Annotated in this window: 14 protein-coding genes; 9 read left to right on the top strand and 5 right to left on the bottom strand. The window is 66.2% G+C overall.

The window, feature by feature from the left end; translation table 11 throughout:
* Positions 1–26 precede the first annotated feature (26 nt).
* Complete coding sequence (locus PSV26_RS14930) at positions 27–650, top strand: NUDIX hydrolase (RefSeq protein ID WP_300571854.1); 624 nt, start codon at positions 27–29, stop codon at positions 648–650.
* Positions 651–657: 7 nt separating this feature from the next.
* Positions 658–1,152: a DUF1178 family protein gene (locus PSV26_RS14925; protein WP_300571852.1), complete on the top strand. Its 495-nt coding sequence runs from the start codon at positions 658–660 to the stop codon at positions 1,150–1,152.
* An 8-nt stretch (positions 1,153–1,160) separates the two neighbouring features.
* Here the strand turns inward: PSV26_RS14925 and PSV26_RS14920 are convergent, their stop codons facing one another.
* From PSV26_RS14920 to PSV26_RS14910, 3 genes are all read right to left on the bottom strand, one after another.
* A complete protein-coding gene (locus PSV26_RS14920; RefSeq protein WP_300571850.1) occupies positions 1,161–1,586 on the bottom strand; it encodes a hypothetical protein in 426 nt (141 codons plus the stop codon).
* Between the two features lie 83 nt (positions 1,587–1,669).
* Positions 1,670–2,992 (bottom strand): Glu/Leu/Phe/Val dehydrogenase, encoded by a 1,323-nt coding sequence (locus PSV26_RS14915; RefSeq protein ID WP_300571848.1) that lies wholly within the window; start codon positions 2,990–2,992, stop codon positions 1,670–1,672.
* 174 nt (positions 2,993–3,166) lie between these two features.
* On the bottom strand, positions 3,167–4,951 hold the full coding sequence (locus tag PSV26_RS14910; protein WP_300518461.1) for an ABC transporter transmembrane domain-containing protein: 1,785 nt from the start codon (positions 4,949–4,951) through the stop codon (positions 3,167–3,169).
* Positions 4,952–5,040: 89 nt separating this feature from the next.
* Here PSV26_RS14910 and PSV26_RS14905 point away from each other — a divergent pair, with 89 nt between their 5' ends.
* From PSV26_RS14905 to PSV26_RS14880, 6 genes are all read left to right on the top strand, one after another.
* Positions 5,041–5,559: a MarR family transcriptional regulator gene (locus PSV26_RS14905; RefSeq protein ID WP_300571846.1), complete on the top strand. Its 519-nt coding sequence runs from the start codon at positions 5,041–5,043 to the stop codon at positions 5,557–5,559.
* A 70-nt stretch (positions 5,560–5,629) separates the two neighbouring features.
* Entirely contained in the window at positions 5,630–7,087 is a 1,458-nt protein-coding gene (locus PSV26_RS14900) for an efflux transporter outer membrane subunit (protein WP_300571917.1), read from the top strand.
* A gap of 53 nt (positions 7,088–7,140) precedes the next feature.
* Positions 7,141–8,496 carry an efflux RND transporter periplasmic adaptor subunit gene (locus PSV26_RS14895; RefSeq protein WP_300571844.1) on the top strand — a complete coding sequence of 452 codons (1,356 nt, stop codon included), beginning with the start codon at positions 7,141–7,143 and terminating at the stop codon, positions 8,494–8,496.
* 2 nt (positions 8,497–8,498) lie between these two features.
* Positions 8,499–10,061: a DHA2 family efflux MFS transporter permease subunit gene (locus PSV26_RS14890; RefSeq protein ID WP_300571842.1), complete on the top strand. Its 1,563-nt coding sequence runs from the start codon at positions 8,499–8,501 to the stop codon at positions 10,059–10,061.
* A gap of 172 nt (positions 10,062–10,233) precedes the next feature.
* Positions 10,234–10,983 carry an SDR family oxidoreductase gene (locus tag PSV26_RS14885; protein WP_300518472.1) on the top strand — a complete coding sequence of 250 codons (750 nt, stop codon included), beginning with the start codon at positions 10,234–10,236 and terminating at the stop codon, positions 10,981–10,983.
* 230 nt (positions 10,984–11,213) lie between these two features.
* The gene (locus tag PSV26_RS14880) at positions 11,214–12,146 is read left to right on the top strand and encodes a cation diffusion facilitator family transporter (protein ID WP_300571840.1); all 933 of its coding nucleotides are present in this window, start codon (positions 11,214–11,216) and stop codon (positions 12,144–12,146) included.
* A gap of 17 nt (positions 12,147–12,163) precedes the next feature.
* Here PSV26_RS14880 and PSV26_RS14875 read toward each other — a convergent pair whose 3' ends face one another.
* Entirely contained in the window at positions 12,164–13,165 is a 1,002-nt protein-coding gene (locus PSV26_RS14875) for a zinc-dependent alcohol dehydrogenase family protein (protein ID WP_300571838.1), read from the bottom strand.
* Positions 13,166–13,311: 146 nt separating this feature from the next.
* Here PSV26_RS14875 and PSV26_RS14870 point away from each other — a divergent pair, with 146 nt between their 5' ends.
* Complete coding sequence (locus tag PSV26_RS14870) at positions 13,312–14,163, top strand: LysR family transcriptional regulator (protein ID WP_300571836.1); 852 nt, start codon at positions 13,312–13,314, stop codon at positions 14,161–14,163.
* 45 nt (positions 14,164–14,208) lie between these two features.
* Here the strand turns inward: PSV26_RS14870 and PSV26_RS14865 are convergent, their stop codons facing one another.
* A complete protein-coding gene (locus PSV26_RS14865; protein WP_300571834.1) occupies positions 14,209–15,054 on the bottom strand; it encodes a YhjD/YihY/BrkB family envelope integrity protein in 846 nt (281 codons plus the stop codon).
* Positions 15,055–15,246 lie beyond the last annotated feature (192 nt).

Raw genomic sequence — 15,246 nt, 5'->3', positions numbered from 1 at the left:
ACGCGGCGTCCGTCCGGTCCTCCGACATGCCTGAGCATCCCGCCGAGCCGAATGATCCGGCTGACAGCCATCTGATCGAGCACAAGGTCCACAGCCAGGAGCTGTTGCACGGCCATTTCCTCCACGCTTTTCGCGACACGGTCCGCCTGCCGGACGGGCGCGAAGCGTCGCGTGAATATGTGCGCCATCCGGGCGCGGTAATGATCATTGCCCAGCTCGATGACGGCCGCCTGGTGCTGGAGCGCCAATACCGCTACCCGGTGCAGGCCGTGATGCTGGAGTTTCCGGCCGGCAAACTCGATGCCGGCGAGCAACCGCTGGCCTGTGCGCAACGCGAGTTGCGCGAGGAGACCGGTTACAGCGCGGCTTCCTGGGCCCACGCCGGTGTGATGCATCCGGTGATCTCCTACTCGACCGAGTTCATCGACATCTGGTTCGCCAGAGACCTGACCCTCGGGGCGCGCAAGCTCGACGCGGGCGAGTTTCTCGACGTGTTCACGGCCGCGCCGGTCGAACTGCTGCAGTGGTGCCGCGACGGCCGTGTCACCGACGGCAAGACATTGACCGGTGCCTTGTGGCTGCAGAACGTGCTGTCCGGTGCATGGACTTTGGACTGGCAGACTGCGGCGCACTGGGCGTCAGGCCGATAATCGCCCCATGAAAGTCCTCAACCTCCAGTGTTCGCACCAGCATGCCTTTGAAGGCTGGTTTGCGTCGGAAGATGATTTTCAGAGCCAGCTGGCACGCGGTCTGGTGAGCTGTCCGCTGTGCGCCGACCCGGCCGTGCGGAAAATGCCCAGTGCCCCGCGGCTCAATCTGGGGACCGCGGCCGCGGCGCCGGCAGGAGCTTCCCGCGAACTGTCGGTGCCAGCGGCCGCGCCGGCCGGCAGTCCGTCGCATGAGGTGATGGCCGCCGGCGGCAGCCCGGCCGTGCAGGCCGAGTTCCTGAAGGCCCTGCGCCACGTGATGGCCAACACCGAAGACGTGGGTGAACGGTTCGCCGACGAGGCGCGCGCCATGTTTTACGGCGACGCCGAGCAGCGCAGCATCCGCGGACAGGCCAGCCGGGCCGAAGCGGTCGAGTTGCTGGAAGAGGGCATCGACGTGATGCCTTTACCCCTGCCCGCGGCGCTCAAGGAAACGCTGCAGTAAAGCCCGCGTCATCGCGCGCTCGGCAACCCTGCTCGTATTTCCTGTGAGCGGCGGCGTCGCTTCACCATTCGGCTGGAAGCATAAAGTCCGGCCGGAACGGCGATGAAATGCGGCCAGATGAAATAGGCCGGCTCGTAAATCACCCAGCTGAACGGGCCGTCGCCGACGGCGACGGATTCCACCACGCCGGTCACCACGACATAAAGCAGCCAGGGCAGGGCACAGGCCGTCAGCAGGCCGGGCGACGGGTTCCTGAGTACGCGGAAGATCCCATTGCCCGCGGCAACCGCGAGCAGGAACACCGGCAGGTGGCGGATGGCCACCAGCGCATACGCGGCGCGGAAATGATTTTCCTCATAGGTCTGGACTGTCCAGCGTGCAATCGCCGGCGCATCGAGTAGCGGCCCGACCCAGGCGGCAAGACTTGCGAGCAAGGCACCCAGAACGAGTGCAGTGATGGGACGGCGACAGGCGAGCATTCGGTACTGTAACCGTCAGGGCTCAAAGGCCCGTTCGATCAGGGGTACAAACCCCGCAATTCACGCGTGTGCAGAATGCGTTTGCAGGCCACGATGAAGGTCGCCGTGCGCAGGCTGACCTTGTGGTCCTGCGCCACCTGCCAGACGCCGGCGAAGGCCTCCTTCATGATGCGCACCAGGCGGGCGTTGATTTCGGCTTCGTCCCAGAAGAAGCTCGAGAAATCCTGCACCCATTCGAAGTAGCTGACGGTCACGCCGCCGGCGTTGGCAATCACGTCGGGCAGCACCAGCACATTGCGTTCCTGCAGGATGTCGTCGGCTTCGGGGGTGGTGGGCCCATTGGCGCCTTCGATGATCATGCGCGCCTTGATACGCCCGGCGTTGTCTCTGGTGATCTGCTGCTCCAGCGCGGCCGGGATCAGGATCTCGCAGTCGACCTCCCAGAACTTGTCATCGGCCAGGGTTTCGGCGCCGGCGAACCCGCCCACGCTGCCGGTCTCGGCCACGTGTTTGAGCAGGGAAGGCACATCAAGCCCGGCTTCACGGTAAATCGTTCCGCCATGGTCCTGCACGGCCACAATGCGTGCGCCGGCTTCGGCAAACAGCTTGCCGGCCACGCCGCCCACATTGCCAAAACCCTGCACCGCCACGCGGGCGGTCGCGATGTCCAGGCCGATGTGTCTGGCGGCTTCCGCGCCCACGGTGAACACGCCGCGGCCGGTGGCTTCGCGCCGGCCCAGCGAGCCGCCCAGGTCCACCGGCTTGCCGGTGACCACGCCGGTGGCCGTCGAGCCGGTGTTCATCGAGTAGGTGTCCATCATCCACGCCATGATCTGCTCGTTGGTGTTGACGTCGGGCGCCGGAATGTCCTTGTTCGGGCCGATGATGATGCCGATCTCGCTGGTGTAGCGGCGCGTCATGCGCTCGAGTTCGCCGTGCGAGAGTTTCTTCGGGTCCACGCGGATGCCGCCCTTGGCGCCGCCGTAGGGTACGTTGACCGCGGCGTTCTTGATCGACATCCAGGCCGACAGCGCCATCACTTCCGACAGCGTCACGTCCTGGTGAAAACGCACGCCGCCCTTGCCCGGACCGCGCGAGACGTTATGCTGCACGCGGTAACCTTCAAAATGCGCCACCGTGCCGTCGTCCATGTGGATGGGCACATCCACAATCAGGATGCGCTTGGGACGCTTGAGCGTCTCGGCCCAGCGCGCCAGGCTGCCCAGGTGCGGAATCACGCGGTCGACCTGTTGCAGGTAATTGCCCCAGGGGCCGAGCTTGTCGGCCTGCAGATAGGAGGGCAGGGGGTGCAACAGGGCGGGGGCGCCGGGGGGGGCGGCGGGGCTGGAAGCTTGCGACATGAAAAACTCCTGGTGGAAGATCAATGCGCAGAGCTTAGGCTCGCCGTGTCCAACTGTCCAAGGCCGGGTTGATGGGTTGTTATGCATAAAGCGCATAACTGAGATTCTCGGTTTGAAAGCCCTGGTTCCGCAGCGCAGGCCATCTGCGCCAGGCCCCCGGGGAAATGCACGGCCTCAGGCGTTGAACTGGAGCGCGGCCAGTCGCGCATAGATCCCGCCGCGGCTCACCAGCTCAGCGTGCGTGCCTTGCTCCACCAGGCGGCCGTGGTCCAGCACCAGGATGCGGTCAGCCTTCTGCACGGTGGCCAGGCGGTGCGCCACCACCAGCGTGGTGCGGCCCTGCATGGCCGACTCCAGCGCGGCCTGCACCATGCGTTCGCTTTCTGCATCGAGGGCACTGGTGGCTTCGTCCAGCAGCAGCAGCGGCGGGTTCTTGAGCATGGCGCGTGCAATCGCAATGCGCTGACGTTGCCCGCCCGACAGGCGCACGCCGCGTTCGCCCAGAAAGGTGTCATACGCTTGCGGCAGCGCCATGATGAACTCGTGCGCAAAGGCCGCCTGCGCCGCCGCCCGGACTTCGTTGTCACTCGCGCCGGGTTTGCCGTAGCGGATGTTTTCCAGCGCGCTGGTCGAGAAAATCACCGCGTCCTGCGGAACGATGCCGATGCGCTGGCGCAGGTCATGCAGCGCCAGGTCACGGGTGGCCACGCCGTCGAGCTCGATGCGGCCCGAGGCCGGGTCGTAAAAACGCAGCAGCAGCTGGAACACCGTGCTTTTGCCCGCGCCGCTGGGTCCCACGATGGCCACGGTTTCGCCGGGCGCCACGTTCAGCGAGAAGTCGCTCAGCGCCGCCTGCAAGGGGCGCGACGGATAGTGAAAATTCACTGCTTCGAATTTGATAGCACTTCCCGCCCGCACCACGGGGGCTGGCACCGGATTTGATGGTGATGTCACGGGGGAGCGGGTTTCCAGCAGCTCCATCAGCCGCTCGGTGGCGCCGGCGGCGCGCAGCAGGTCGCCATACACCTCGCCCAGCACCGCGGTGGCGCTGGCCAGGATGATCACGTACACCACCGTCTGGCCCAGGTGGCCGGCCGTGATGTCGCCGCGCATCACCGCCTGCGTGCCGCTGTACAGGCCCCACAGCAGCGCCGCCGAGGTGGCGATGATGATGAAGGCCACCAGCACCGAACGTGCGGCGGTGCGGCGCACGGCGGTGTTGAACGCGTCGGTGGTGGACTGGTCAAACCGTGCGGCCTCGCGTGCTTCGGCGGTGTAGCTTTGCACCACCGGGATGGCATTGAGCACCTCGGCCGCAATCGCGCTGGAGTCGGCCACCCGGTCCTGGCTGGCGCGCGAAAGCTTGCGCACGCGCCGGCCGAACCAGGCCGAGGGCACGACGATCAGCACCAGCCCGCCCAGCACCTGCACCATCAGGTAGGGGTTGGTCACCACCAGCATGCCCAGCGCACCTATGCCCATCACGGCGTTGCGCAGGCCCATGCTGAGCGACGAGCCCACCACCGTCTGCACCAGCGTGGTGTCGCCGGTCAGGCGCGAGAGCACTTCGCCGGTCTGCGTGGTTTCAAAAAACTCCGGGCTTTGCCGCACCACGTGGGCATAAACCGCGTTGCGCAGGTCGGCCGTGACGCGTTCTCCCAGCCAGCTGACCATGTAGAAGCGGCCGGCCGAAAACAGGCCCAGCGCTGCCGCCACTGCAAACAGCTCGAAGAAATGGGTACGCAGTGCCATCAGCTGCGCGCCTTTGTCGCCCGCGCCCAGGCCGCCGTCGATCAGGCCGCGCAAGGCCAGCGGAAACACCAGCGTGGCGACCGCCGCCATCACCAAAAAAAAGATGGCCAGGCCAATGCGGCCGCGGTAAGGACGCAAAAAGGGCAGCAGGCCGGAGAGGGAGCGCGGCGAGCCCTTGGGCGCGTCAGAAGGAGGGGAAGTAGCCATGCGGGTAGTTTAGTCAATAAAGCCTCAATAAGCTGCCTGCACAAACAAAGCCTTGACATTATTTGTCTAGGCATGTAATATTTGAAGCTATGAAATCCGACAACATTCCTGCACCAACAGCGGCTGCGCCAGCATCGTTTTACCGTGCGCAGGGTTACCTCGCGCAGGAAAGTGTGGGCTACCTGATGCGCCGCATCGTCAACCACCTGGCGCAGGAAGTTGAACGCCGCATGGAGCCCAATGGCCTGACCAATGCCCAATGGGTCCCGCTCCTGAAGTTGCAGCAGGGACAGGCCAGCTCTGTGGCCGAACTCGCCCGCACCTGCGACCTTGACGCCGGCGCCATGACACGCCTGCTCGACCGTCTTGAAGCCAAGGGCCTGTGCCGCCGCGTGCGGTCCAGCGAAGACCGCCGGGTCGTCAACCTGGAGCTGACGGAAGAGGGCGGCGAGGCCGCCAAGGCCATTCCCGTCGTGCTCAGCAACATCCAGAACGAGTGTCTGGCCGGGTTCACCAAGGAAGAGTGGGAAACCCTCAAGGGTTACCTGCGCCGCATTCTCGACACCGCCCAAACCCTGCATGCATCGGCTGAAAAAAATGACAGATAAACTCAATACGCTCGAGGAGCGCGCTGCGTCTGCCCCGAACCCGCTGCCGGTATGGCAAGCCTCGTTTCGCATGGCCGTGGTCAGCGCGGCCGGCCTGATTGCCGCCGGGCTGATGGCGACCGGCCTCAGCGGTTGCGCCGACATGTCCGGCATCCACCCGCAGGCCAGCCTGCGTGATGCCTCCACGCTGGGGCTGGCCGCCGCACCTGTTGCGCCTGCCACGTCCGCCATTGCCGCACCGGCCGGCGTGGCGACCGAATGGTGGCGCGACTTCGGCGACGAGCAACTCAATGCCCTGGTCGCGCAGGCGCTGCAGAACAACCCCAGCCTGAAGCTGGCTCAGGCGCGGCTGGCACGCGCGCAGGCCGTGACCGAGGTGGCCGATGCGGCCACCTTGCCGCAGCTCAATGGCCAGCTCGACCTGACGCGCCAGAAGTACAGCGCCAACGGCGCCGTGCCGCCGCCTCTGGCTGGCTCCATCCGCGAAAGCGGCATGGCCCAGCTCAGCGCCAGCTGGGAGATCGACTTTTTCGGCAAATACAGCTCCGCCCTCGAAGCCGCCCTGGGCAGTGCCCGCGCCGCCCAGGCCGACGCCGACGCTGCCCGCGTGTTGCTTGCCAGCCATGTGGCGCGCAGCTATTTCCAGCTCGCGCGTACCCAGGCGCAATTGACGGTGGCACGCCGCACGCTGGCACAGCGCCAGGAAACCCTGGCACTGGTGCAGGACCGCGTCAACGCCGGGCTGGACACCCAGCTCGAGCTGCGCCAGAGCGAAGGCGGTCTGCCCGAGGCGCGCCTGCAGATCGAAACCCTGCAGGAGCAGCTGGCGCTGGGCCGCAACGCGCTGGGCGCGCTGATTGGGCAGCCCGATGGGGCTCTGGCCCTTGTTCCGTCTGCGCTGCCAGCTATAAAAAAAGTAGCAATGCCGGCACAACTGCCGGCCGACCTGCTGGGCCGCCGGGCTGACATCGCCGCGGCGCGCTGGCGTGTCGAGGCCGCCTCCAGGGACGTGGCCAACGCCAAAACCCAGTTCTACCCCAACGTCAACCTGGTCGCCTTCGCCGGCTTTTCCAGCATCGGCCTGGGGCGCCTGTTCGAGGCGGGCAGCCAGCAGTGGGGCGTCGGCCCGGCGCTGCGCCTGCCGATTTTTGACGCCGGCCGCCTGCGCGCCAACCTGCGCGGCAAGACCGCCGACCTCGATGGTGCCGTCGAAAGTTACAACGCCGCCGTGATCGATGCCGTGCGTGACGTCGCCGACCAGGTGGCCTCATCCCAGTCCATCACGCGCCAGCAGACCGAGCAGCGCGCCGCGCAGGAGGCCGCCGAGGGCGCCTATGAGATTGCCGTGCAGCGTTACAAGGCCGGTCTGGGCAACTACCTGCATGTGCTGACGGCGGAGAGCAGCGTGCTGAACCAGCGCCGCCTGGCGGTGGATCTGGCCGCGCGCGCGCTCGACACCCAGGTGGGCCTGGCGCGCGCACTGGGTGGCGGTTATGCCGCGCCCGCCACGGCCGTTGCCATCCGCTGAACCAGGTCCCGCACCGACATCCCGCATCGCCGATTCTTTTCAAGAGCAACAACATGAACGCAGATCAAAACCAGCCTCAACCCCAGCTTTCGCCTGCAGCGGCCGCCGTCCCGGCGCCGGCGAGTGCCTCGTCCTTCCGTCCTGCGGGCCATGCGACCCGCAGGAAAGCGCTGACCGCGCTGGCCAGCGTCGTCGTGGTGGCCGGCCTGGGCTGGGCCGCCTACGAATTCCTGGTGGCCAGCCACTATGAATCCACCGACAACGCCTACGTGCAGGGCAACGTGATCCAGATCACGCCGCAGATCGGCGGCACCGTCATGGCCATCATGGCCGACGACACCGATTTTGTGAAAGCCGGCCAACCGCTGGTGCAGCTCGATCCGGCCGATGCGAAGGTCGCGCTGGAGCAGGCCGAGGCCGCGCTGGCGCAGGCCGTGCGCCAGGTGCGCACGCTGTACGCCAACAACGGTTCGCTCGCCGCGCAGATCACCTTGCGCCAGTCGGACGTCGCCCGCGCGCAAAGCGAGATCGCGCGCGCTAACGACGACCTGAACCGGCGCCAGGCCTTGAGTGGCAACGGTGCAGTGTCGCGCGAAGAGCTCAACCACGCCCAGACGCAGCTGGCCAACGCCAAAAGCACCCTGGCTGCGGCCCAGGCCGGTGTGCTGGCCGCGCGTGAACAGCTCACCAGCAACCAGGCGCTGACCGAAGGCACCAGCGTCGAGCAGCACCCCAGCGTGCAACTGGCCGCCGCCAAGGTGCGCGAGGCCTGGCTCGCCACGCAGCGCGCCGCCATGCCCGCGCCGGTCGATGGTTATGTGGCCAAACGCACGGTGCAACTGGGCCAGCGCGTGGCCGCCGGCACACCCATGATGTCCATCATTCCGCTCAAGCAGGTCTGGGTCGACGCCAACTTCAAGGAAGTGCAGCTGCGCAACATCCGCATCGGCCAGCCCGTCAAACTGACCGCTGACCTGTACGGCAAGAAAGTGGAATACAAGGGCTCAGTGGCCGGACTCGGCGTGGGCACGGGCGCCGCCTTTGCGCTGCTGCCTGCCCAAAACGCCACCGGCAACTGGATCAAGGTGGTTCAGCGTGTGCCGGTGCGCATCGCGCTTGACCAACAGCAGCTTGCCGCCAGCCCGCTGCGCGTGGGCCTGTCCATGGACGCCGAGATCGACATCAGCAACAAGGACGGCAAGATGCTGGCCGACGCACCGCGCACGGCTGCCACTTCCCAGACCCAGGTCTATGCCTCGCTGGACAGCGGCGCCAACGCAGAGGTGCGCCGGGTGATTGCCGCCAACATCGGCCGCAGCCGCGCCGCCGCAGGCAAGCCGGCGGCGGACGCCCCGGTGAGCGCCGCGCCGGCCCTGGCCGCGGCGCCTGCAGCCGCCATCGCGCACTGAGCATGGCCAGCGCCGCCACGCATGTAGCGCACGAGCCGCTCACGGGGTCCGCGCGGACCTGGGGCACGATTGCCCTGTCCGCCGCCACCTTCATGAACGTGCTGGACACCTCGATCGCCAACGTCTCGCTGCCCGCCATCGCCGGTGACCTGGGGGTCAGCCCGAACCAGGGCACCTGGGTCATCACCAGCTTCGCCGTCGCCAACGCGATTGCCGTCCCGCTGACCGGCTGGCTGTCGCAGCGTTTTGGCCAGGTGCGCCTGTTTGTCGGCAGCGTCATCCTGTTTGTCATTGCCTCGTGGCTGTGCGGCCTGGCGCCCAACATGACCACGCTGATCGCCTTTCGCGCGCTGCAGGGGTTTGTCGCCGGGCCCATGATTCCGCTGTCGCAGTCGCTGCTGCTGGCCAGTTACCCGCGCGCGCTGGCGGGGCTGGCGATGGCCATGTGGGCCATGACCACGCTGGTCGCGCCCGTCATGGGGCCACTGCTGGGCGGCTGGATCACCGACAACATCTCCTGGCCCTGGATCTTCTACATCAACATTCCCGTCGGCATTGCTGCGGCGCTGGCCTCGTGGGCGCTGTACCACAAGCGCGAAAGCGTCACCCGCAAGCTGCCGATTGACACCGTGGGGCTGGCGCTGCTGGTGCTCTGGATAGGCGCGCTGCAGATCATGCTGGACCTGGGCAAGGAAAACGACTGGTTCCACTCGCCGCTGATCATCGGGCTGGCGGTGACGGCCGCCGTGGGTTTTGCCTTCTTCCTGATCTGGGAACTGACCGACGAGCACCCGGTGGTCGAGTTGCGCCTGTTTGCACGCCGCAATTTCTGGGCCGGCACCATCACCACCTCGGTGGCTTATGGTCTCTTTTTCGGCAACGTGGTGCTGCTGCCGCTGTGGCTGCAGCAGTTCATGGGCTACACCGCCACCGACGCCGGCATGATCATGGCGCCGGTGGGCCTGCTGGCGCTGGTGCTCTCGCCGGTGGTGGGGAAAACCGTGGGCCGGGTGGACCCGCGCCGTTATGCCACCTTCGCCTTCATGGTGTTCGGGCTGGTGCTGTGGATGCGCTCGAACTTCAACACCCAGGCCGACTTCGGAACGATTTTGATCCCGACCCTTATCCAGGGCGTGGCGATGGCCTTCTTCTTCATTCCGCTGATGACCATCACCATGTCCGGCCTGTCGCCGGACCGCATGCCGGCGGCCTCGGGCCTGACCAACTTCGTGCGTATCACGGCCGGCGCCATGGGCACCTCGATCGCCACCACGCTGTGGGAAAGCCGTGCCGCGCTGCACCACGCGCAACTGGCGGAAACCGTCAATGCCGGCAGCACCGCGGCGCAGGCGGCGCTGTCGGGGCTCACCGCGTCGGGCATGACGACCGAACAGGCCCTGGCGCAGATCAACCGGCTGGTGGACCAGCAGGCCTTCATGCTGGCCGCCAACGACATCTTCTGGATCTCGTCCATGCTTTTCCTGGCCCTGATTCCGCTGGTCTGGCTCACCCATCCGCAAAAGGCCGTGACCGGCGGACTGGACGCGGCGGCCGGCGCGCATTAAGGCTTATGTGGCGCCGCCGGCGCCGCCGCCCATTTCTCCAGCTTGTTTTAAATCAAGCCTTCCGACCCTGATCGGCTCACAATGAACGACGCAGTTTCACCGGGCGCAGCGTCCGGGTTGTCGGGCTGCAGGGAAGCGGCACCGGGCCGCGCAACACTTGAAGGAAAAACACATGCTGAAAAACAAGGTAGCACTCGTGACCGGTGCGTCGTCGGGCATTGGCCGCGCCATTGCGCTGGTCTGGGCGCGTGAGCGTGCCCGGGTGGTGGTGTCGGACATCAACGAACAGGCCGGCGAGGAAACCGCCTCGCTGGTGCGGGCGCTGGGCGGTGACGCCGTGTTTGTGGCGGCCGACGTCGGCAAGCCCCAGGACGGCGAGGCGCTGGTGGCGCGCACCCTGGCGCTGCACGGCCGGCTCGACATCGCCTGCAACAACGCCGGCATAGGCGGCCCGCAGGCCCCCACCGCCGACTACCCGCTGGACGGCTGGGCCCAGGTCATCAACATCAACCTGTCGGGTGTGTTCTACGGCATGAAGTACCAGATTGCCGCCATGCTCAAGACCGGTGGGGGCTCCATCATCAACGTGGCCTCCATCCTCGGCGCCGTCGGTTTTGCCGGCGCCCCGGCCTACACCGCCGCCAAACACGGCGTGCTGGGGCTGACCAAAGCGGCCGCGCTCGAATACAGCGCACACGGCGTGCGTGTCAACGCCGTCGGGCCGGGTTTCATCCACACCCCCATGATCAGCGGCCTGGAAGAAGACCCCGCCATCAACGCCATGCTGGTCGGCGCCCATCCGATAGGGCGCCTGGGCCGCGCCGAGGAAGTGGCCGAACTGGTGGCCTGGTTGTCTTCGGACAAGGCTTCTTTTGTGACCGGTTCCTACTATCCGGTTGACGGCGGCTACCTGGCGCGCTGAAACCATCGACGCTTTGCTATTTATTCGATAGCTGTCCGCGCTTGACGGGAAAGGGCTGCAGGCCTGAAAGGCTTGAAGTTCCGGCGTGACGCCGGGTATGCGCCCGCAGCCGCCTGGCCATTCCGTGCGCGACTCCGCGGGCGGCTCACGCCGGGTAGCCGGTCTTGTTATCCTCGAACGTTGACGCCGGGCTCCATGCCTGCAAGGCGCCGCTTCACAGGAAAAATCACATGCCCAAAAACGCCGGCTCACTCAAGGCCGTTCTCTATGCGCTGGGCGCCAACGGCGGCATTGCGCTGGCCAAGGCCGTGGCTGCCTTCTTCACCGGCAGCGGGGCGATGCTGGCCGAGGCCCTGCACAGCTTTGCAGATTGCGCCAACCAGGTCCTGTTGCTGGTCGGCATGAGGCAGGCGAAGCAGGCACCGACGCCCGACCACCCCATGGGTTACGGCCGCGTCGTCTACTTCTGGTCCATGATGGTCGGCGTCCTGCTGTTCAGTATCGGCGGCCTGTTTTCGGTCTGGCACGGGAGCCGGGCGCTGCTGCACCCGGAGCCCGTCAAGTACCTGCTGCCCTCCCTGGGCGTGCTGCTGGTGGCCATGGCCCTTGAAGCCGTGAGCCTGCGCGGCGCCTTGCAGGCTCTGGCGCCGGAACGCGGCGACAAGAGCCTGTGGCGCTGGTTTCGCGAGACGCGGCAATCTGAACTGCTGGTGATTGCCGGTGAGGACATCGCGGCCCTCGCCGGCCTGAGCCTGGCTTTTGTCGCGCTGTTGCTGACCGCCCTCACGGGAAACCCGATTTTTGATGCCCTGGGCTCGATCGCTGTCGGGTTGCTGCTGATCGGCGTCTCGTTCGCCGTCACCATCGAGGTCAAAAGCCTCATCACCGGCGAGTCCGCATCGCCCGAGATGCGCACAGCCATCACCGAGTTCGTCGCCGCCCAGCCGGAGGTGGAGCGCATCGTCAACCTGATCACTTTCCAGCTGGGTGACGAGGTCGCCGTCGCGGTCAAGGCAAAAATGGTCGCGATGCCCAGCGCCGAGGCGCTGGTTGCGGCCATCGACGACGTGGAAGAGCGGATGCAGGTCCGTTTTCCGGGTCTGCGCTGGTCCTTCTTCGAACCCGATGCAGGCAAGCCGAGAGCGGCCTCGGCCGGGCTGTGACAGCCTGCTTTTCCCCCTCAGGCAGACTGAACCTCAATCACCACCTTGCCCGCTGGACGCCCGGACGCCACCAGCGCGTGCGCCTCGCCAGCGGTGGCTAACCCGAAACGATGCGGGTCCAGCCGCGGCACGAGCTTGCCGGCCTCCACCAGGGCCGTCGCTTCGGCCAGAATCCGGCCATGGTGGGCCCGGCCTTGCCCGGTGATCATCGGTATCAGCGTGAATACGCCGGAGTAGGTGCCCGCGCGGAAAGAAAGCGGAGCCAGTTTGTGGGTGCCCCATCCCAGGCAGCTCACCACATGCCCGCCGTACATGCGCACGACTTCGAAAGACGCGTCCAGCACCGGGCCGCCGACGGTGTCGTACACCACGTCGAAACCCTGTCCGGCCGTGTGCAGGGCCAGATAGTCCGCCGGCCCGGTTTTTTCATAGTCGATCGCCACGGCCCCATAGACTTCGATCACTTCTTTCTGGGCTGCCGCTCCGGTAGCGAAAACCTCGGCGCCTTTGGCTACCGCCAGCTGAACGACGACGTGCCCGACACCACCGGCACCGCCTTGAACCAGAACCGTCTGGCCAGGCTGGACCTGGGCCCTGTCGACAAGCCCTTCCCACGCCGTGATCACACTGAGCGGGAGGGCGGCTGCCTCGCGCATGGTCAGGTTGTGGGGTTTTTTTGCGAGCAGCCTGGCGTCAACCGCTGCGTATTCCGCGAGCGATCCCTGCAGGCCGCCCACGCCTCCCGTCAGTCCGTACACCTCGTCGCCCACCCTGAACGCCGTCACACCGGCGCCGACCGCCTCGACCGTGCCGGCCAGATCCATTCCCAGGACCGCCGGCAGGGGGTGCCGGGCATGCGCCGCGTTGCCCGAACGAATCTTCGTGTCCAGCGGGTTGACGCCGCTGGCCATGATCCGCACCAGCACCTCGCCGGGGCCAGCCAGAGGCTTGGCAATCTCTGTCAGTTTGAAGGGCGCCTGGTGGGTTTCGAGTACCAGAGCCTGCATGGTCGTTGTCATGGTCGCACTCCTGAATGAGTAAACAAGTTGATGAGCAAATGAATGGACTGCGCAATGGGCAGGCCAGGAGCGAATATTGGTACGTGCAGCAATGAATTGCAAACAACAACTTTGACATTTGTTCATGCAATTTTGTATAGTGCCGCATGGAATGGAGTGACCTCAAGATCTTTCTGGCGATCGCACGCGCCGGTACGCTCGCGGGTGCAGCCAAGCGCATTGGCCAGACGCAGCCCACCATGGGGCGCAGGCTGAAGACCCTGGAGGCGGCGGTGGGCGATGCCCTGTTTCAGCGGACCCAGGAAGGTTTTGTGTTGACGCCCGAAGGGGCCGTGATGCTGGTCCACGCGGAGCGTATCGAGGAGGAAGTGCTGGGACTTGAGAGGAAACTGTCAGGACGCGATGCCGGCCTGGAGGGCTTGATACGGATTTCCTCGTCGGACTGGTTCGGTGTCCACATGTTGACGCCTGTCTTCGCGAGCTTCAGCAAAAAGCATCCCGGGGTCACGATTGAACTCATCACGGACGCCCGCCTCTTCAGCCTGTCACGAAGAGAGGCTGACATGGTGTTTCGCATCCGGCCGTTTGAGGAGGCGGACATCGTGCAACGCAAGCTGATGCACATGCCCTATGGCCTGTACGCGGCGCGCGGTGCCAGGATTCCGCGCAACGCTCAGGGCCGGGGCCTTGCGCTGGTGACCATGGATACCGCCTTCGGCGGCTTGCCGGACGTCACCTGGCTGCAGCGTGTGCTGCCGCACGCCCACACGGTATTCGGCAGCAACAATCGCGAGGCTCAGGCGCGGATGTGCGCTGCCGGCATCGGTTTGGCCGTGCTTCCCCGCCCCCTGGGCGACGCGACCCCCGGCCTCAAGTTGCTGGACCTGGGCGAAGCGCCACCCGGCCGCGATGTGTGGGTGGGGTATCACCGCGACCTGCGACGCCTAGCGAGACTGAAGGCCTTGCTGGATATGGCCGTGGACATGCTCGGAACATAGTGTCGCCTTCGCCTGTTGTCCGGCCTGGCCGGTTGGCCGGGCCGGCTATGCCCGTGACAGCCGCCGTGCCGTTGGCGCCTTGGCACCCGGCAAGTTGGCGCTGACCAGCGCCGCGGCCAGGGTGACGAGCCACGAGTAATACACCCACACCAGGAAAGCCAGCAAAGGCGCGAAGGCGCCGTAAACCGTGCGGTAGGTCGGCACGTTGGCGAGGTAAATCGCGAAACCGTGTTTGCCCAGTTCAAACGCCATGCCGGCCAGCAGGCCGCCCGCGACTGCATCGCGCCAGCGCACCACGGTATGCGGCACAAAGCGGAACAGGCAGGCGAAGCCGGCGACACTCAGAACCACCGGTCCCAGGTTCAGGGCATGCGGCAGCCAGGCCGGTCGTGTTCCCACCAGCCCGCTGGAGGCAGCCAGAAGATAGGACGCGGCCCACAGGCTCGCACCGATGATCACCGGGCCGGTGAGCAGCATGGCAAGGTACAGGGCCAGCCGGCGCAGCACCGTGCGCGGCTTCTTCACCCGCCATATCCGGTTGAGCGTGTTCTCCACGCTCAGGAGCAGGCTCAGGGCCGACACCAGCAGCACCGCGAAGCCCACCTGGGTGAGACCGCCGGCATTGCCCGCGAACTGCGCCAGGTGTTTCAGAACCGTCCTGGCGATGTCAGCCGGCAGCAGGCCGCGCAGCAGGTGCTCGCGAATCGCTTCTCCGGTCGAACGCAAGGCAGGGGTCCGCGCGAACAGGGCAAAACTCACCGCCAGCAGCGGCACCATGGACACCGCCATCGTGAAGGTGAGGCCACCCGCCGCTTGGGCAAGGCGTTCTTCCCGGCCGCGCCGGAGGATGCGGCTGATGAGGTTGCCGTGGTTTCGGCTTGCAGTGGTCATGGCAGCAATATAGCCACGTCCTTCCCGTTTGGGCCGGTGTTCAGGGAAATGTGGAAGCTTGCGTGCGTAAACGCGGCATCTGCACGACACCGAAGCCGCCCTGCACCCCGCCATGTCGGGGAAGATACCCGGACGGTACGGCGCAATTCCTTACGCCGGTTACGCTTCAAGGCGCTGTCTTGCTGCGCTTCG

Source organism: Polaromonas sp. (assembly GCF_029945685.1).
Taxonomy (GTDB): domain Bacteria; phylum Pseudomonadota; class Gammaproteobacteria; order Burkholderiales; family Burkholderiaceae_C; genus Polaromonas.
The sequence above is the reverse complement of the archived record's forward strand: the minus strand, read 5'-3'. Positions and strand labels throughout refer to the sequence as shown.

Excerpts from the sequence above, each read along its gene's own strand:
- PSV26_RS14930 (WP_300571854.1), top strand. The coding sequence starts at position 27 with ATGCCTGAGCATCCCGCCGAGCCGAATGATCCGGCTGACAGCCATCTG.
- PSV26_RS14925 (WP_300571852.1), top strand. The coding sequence starts at position 658 with ATGAAAGTCCTCAACCTCCAGTGTTCGCACCAGCATGCCTTTGAAGGC.
- PSV26_RS14915 (WP_300571848.1), bottom strand. The coding sequence starts at position 2,992 with ATGTCGCAAGCTTCCAGCCCCGCCGCCCCCCCCGGCGCCCCCGCCCTG.
- PSV26_RS14910 (WP_300518461.1), bottom strand. The coding sequence starts at position 4,951 with ATGGCTACTTCCCCTCCTTCTGACGCGCCCAAGGGCTCGCCGCGCTCC.
- PSV26_RS14905 (WP_300571846.1), top strand. The coding sequence starts at position 5,041 with ATGAAATCCGACAACATTCCTGCACCAACAGCGGCTGCGCCAGCATCG.
- PSV26_RS14900 (WP_300571917.1), top strand. The coding sequence starts at position 5,630 with ATGGCCGTGGTCAGCGCGGCCGGCCTGATTGCCGCCGGGCTGATGGCG.
- PSV26_RS14895 (WP_300571844.1), top strand. The coding sequence starts at position 7,141 with ATGAACGCAGATCAAAACCAGCCTCAACCCCAGCTTTCGCCTGCAGCG.
- PSV26_RS14890 (WP_300571842.1), top strand. The coding sequence starts at position 8,499 with ATGGCCAGCGCCGCCACGCATGTAGCGCACGAGCCGCTCACGGGGTCC.
- PSV26_RS14885 (WP_300518472.1), top strand. The coding sequence starts at position 10,234 with ATGCTGAAAAACAAGGTAGCACTCGTGACCGGTGCGTCGTCGGGCATT.
- PSV26_RS14880 (WP_300571840.1), top strand. The coding sequence starts at position 11,214 with ATGCCCAAAAACGCCGGCTCACTCAAGGCCGTTCTCTATGCGCTGGGC.
- PSV26_RS14875 (WP_300571838.1), bottom strand. The coding sequence starts at position 13,165 with ATGACAACGACCATGCAGGCTCTGGTACTCGAAACCCACCAGGCGCCC.
- PSV26_RS14870 (WP_300571836.1), top strand. The coding sequence starts at position 13,312 with ATGGAATGGAGTGACCTCAAGATCTTTCTGGCGATCGCACGCGCCGGT.
- PSV26_RS14865 (WP_300571834.1), bottom strand. The coding sequence starts at position 15,054 with ATGACCACTGCAAGCCGAAACCACGGCAACCTCATCAGCCGCATCCTC.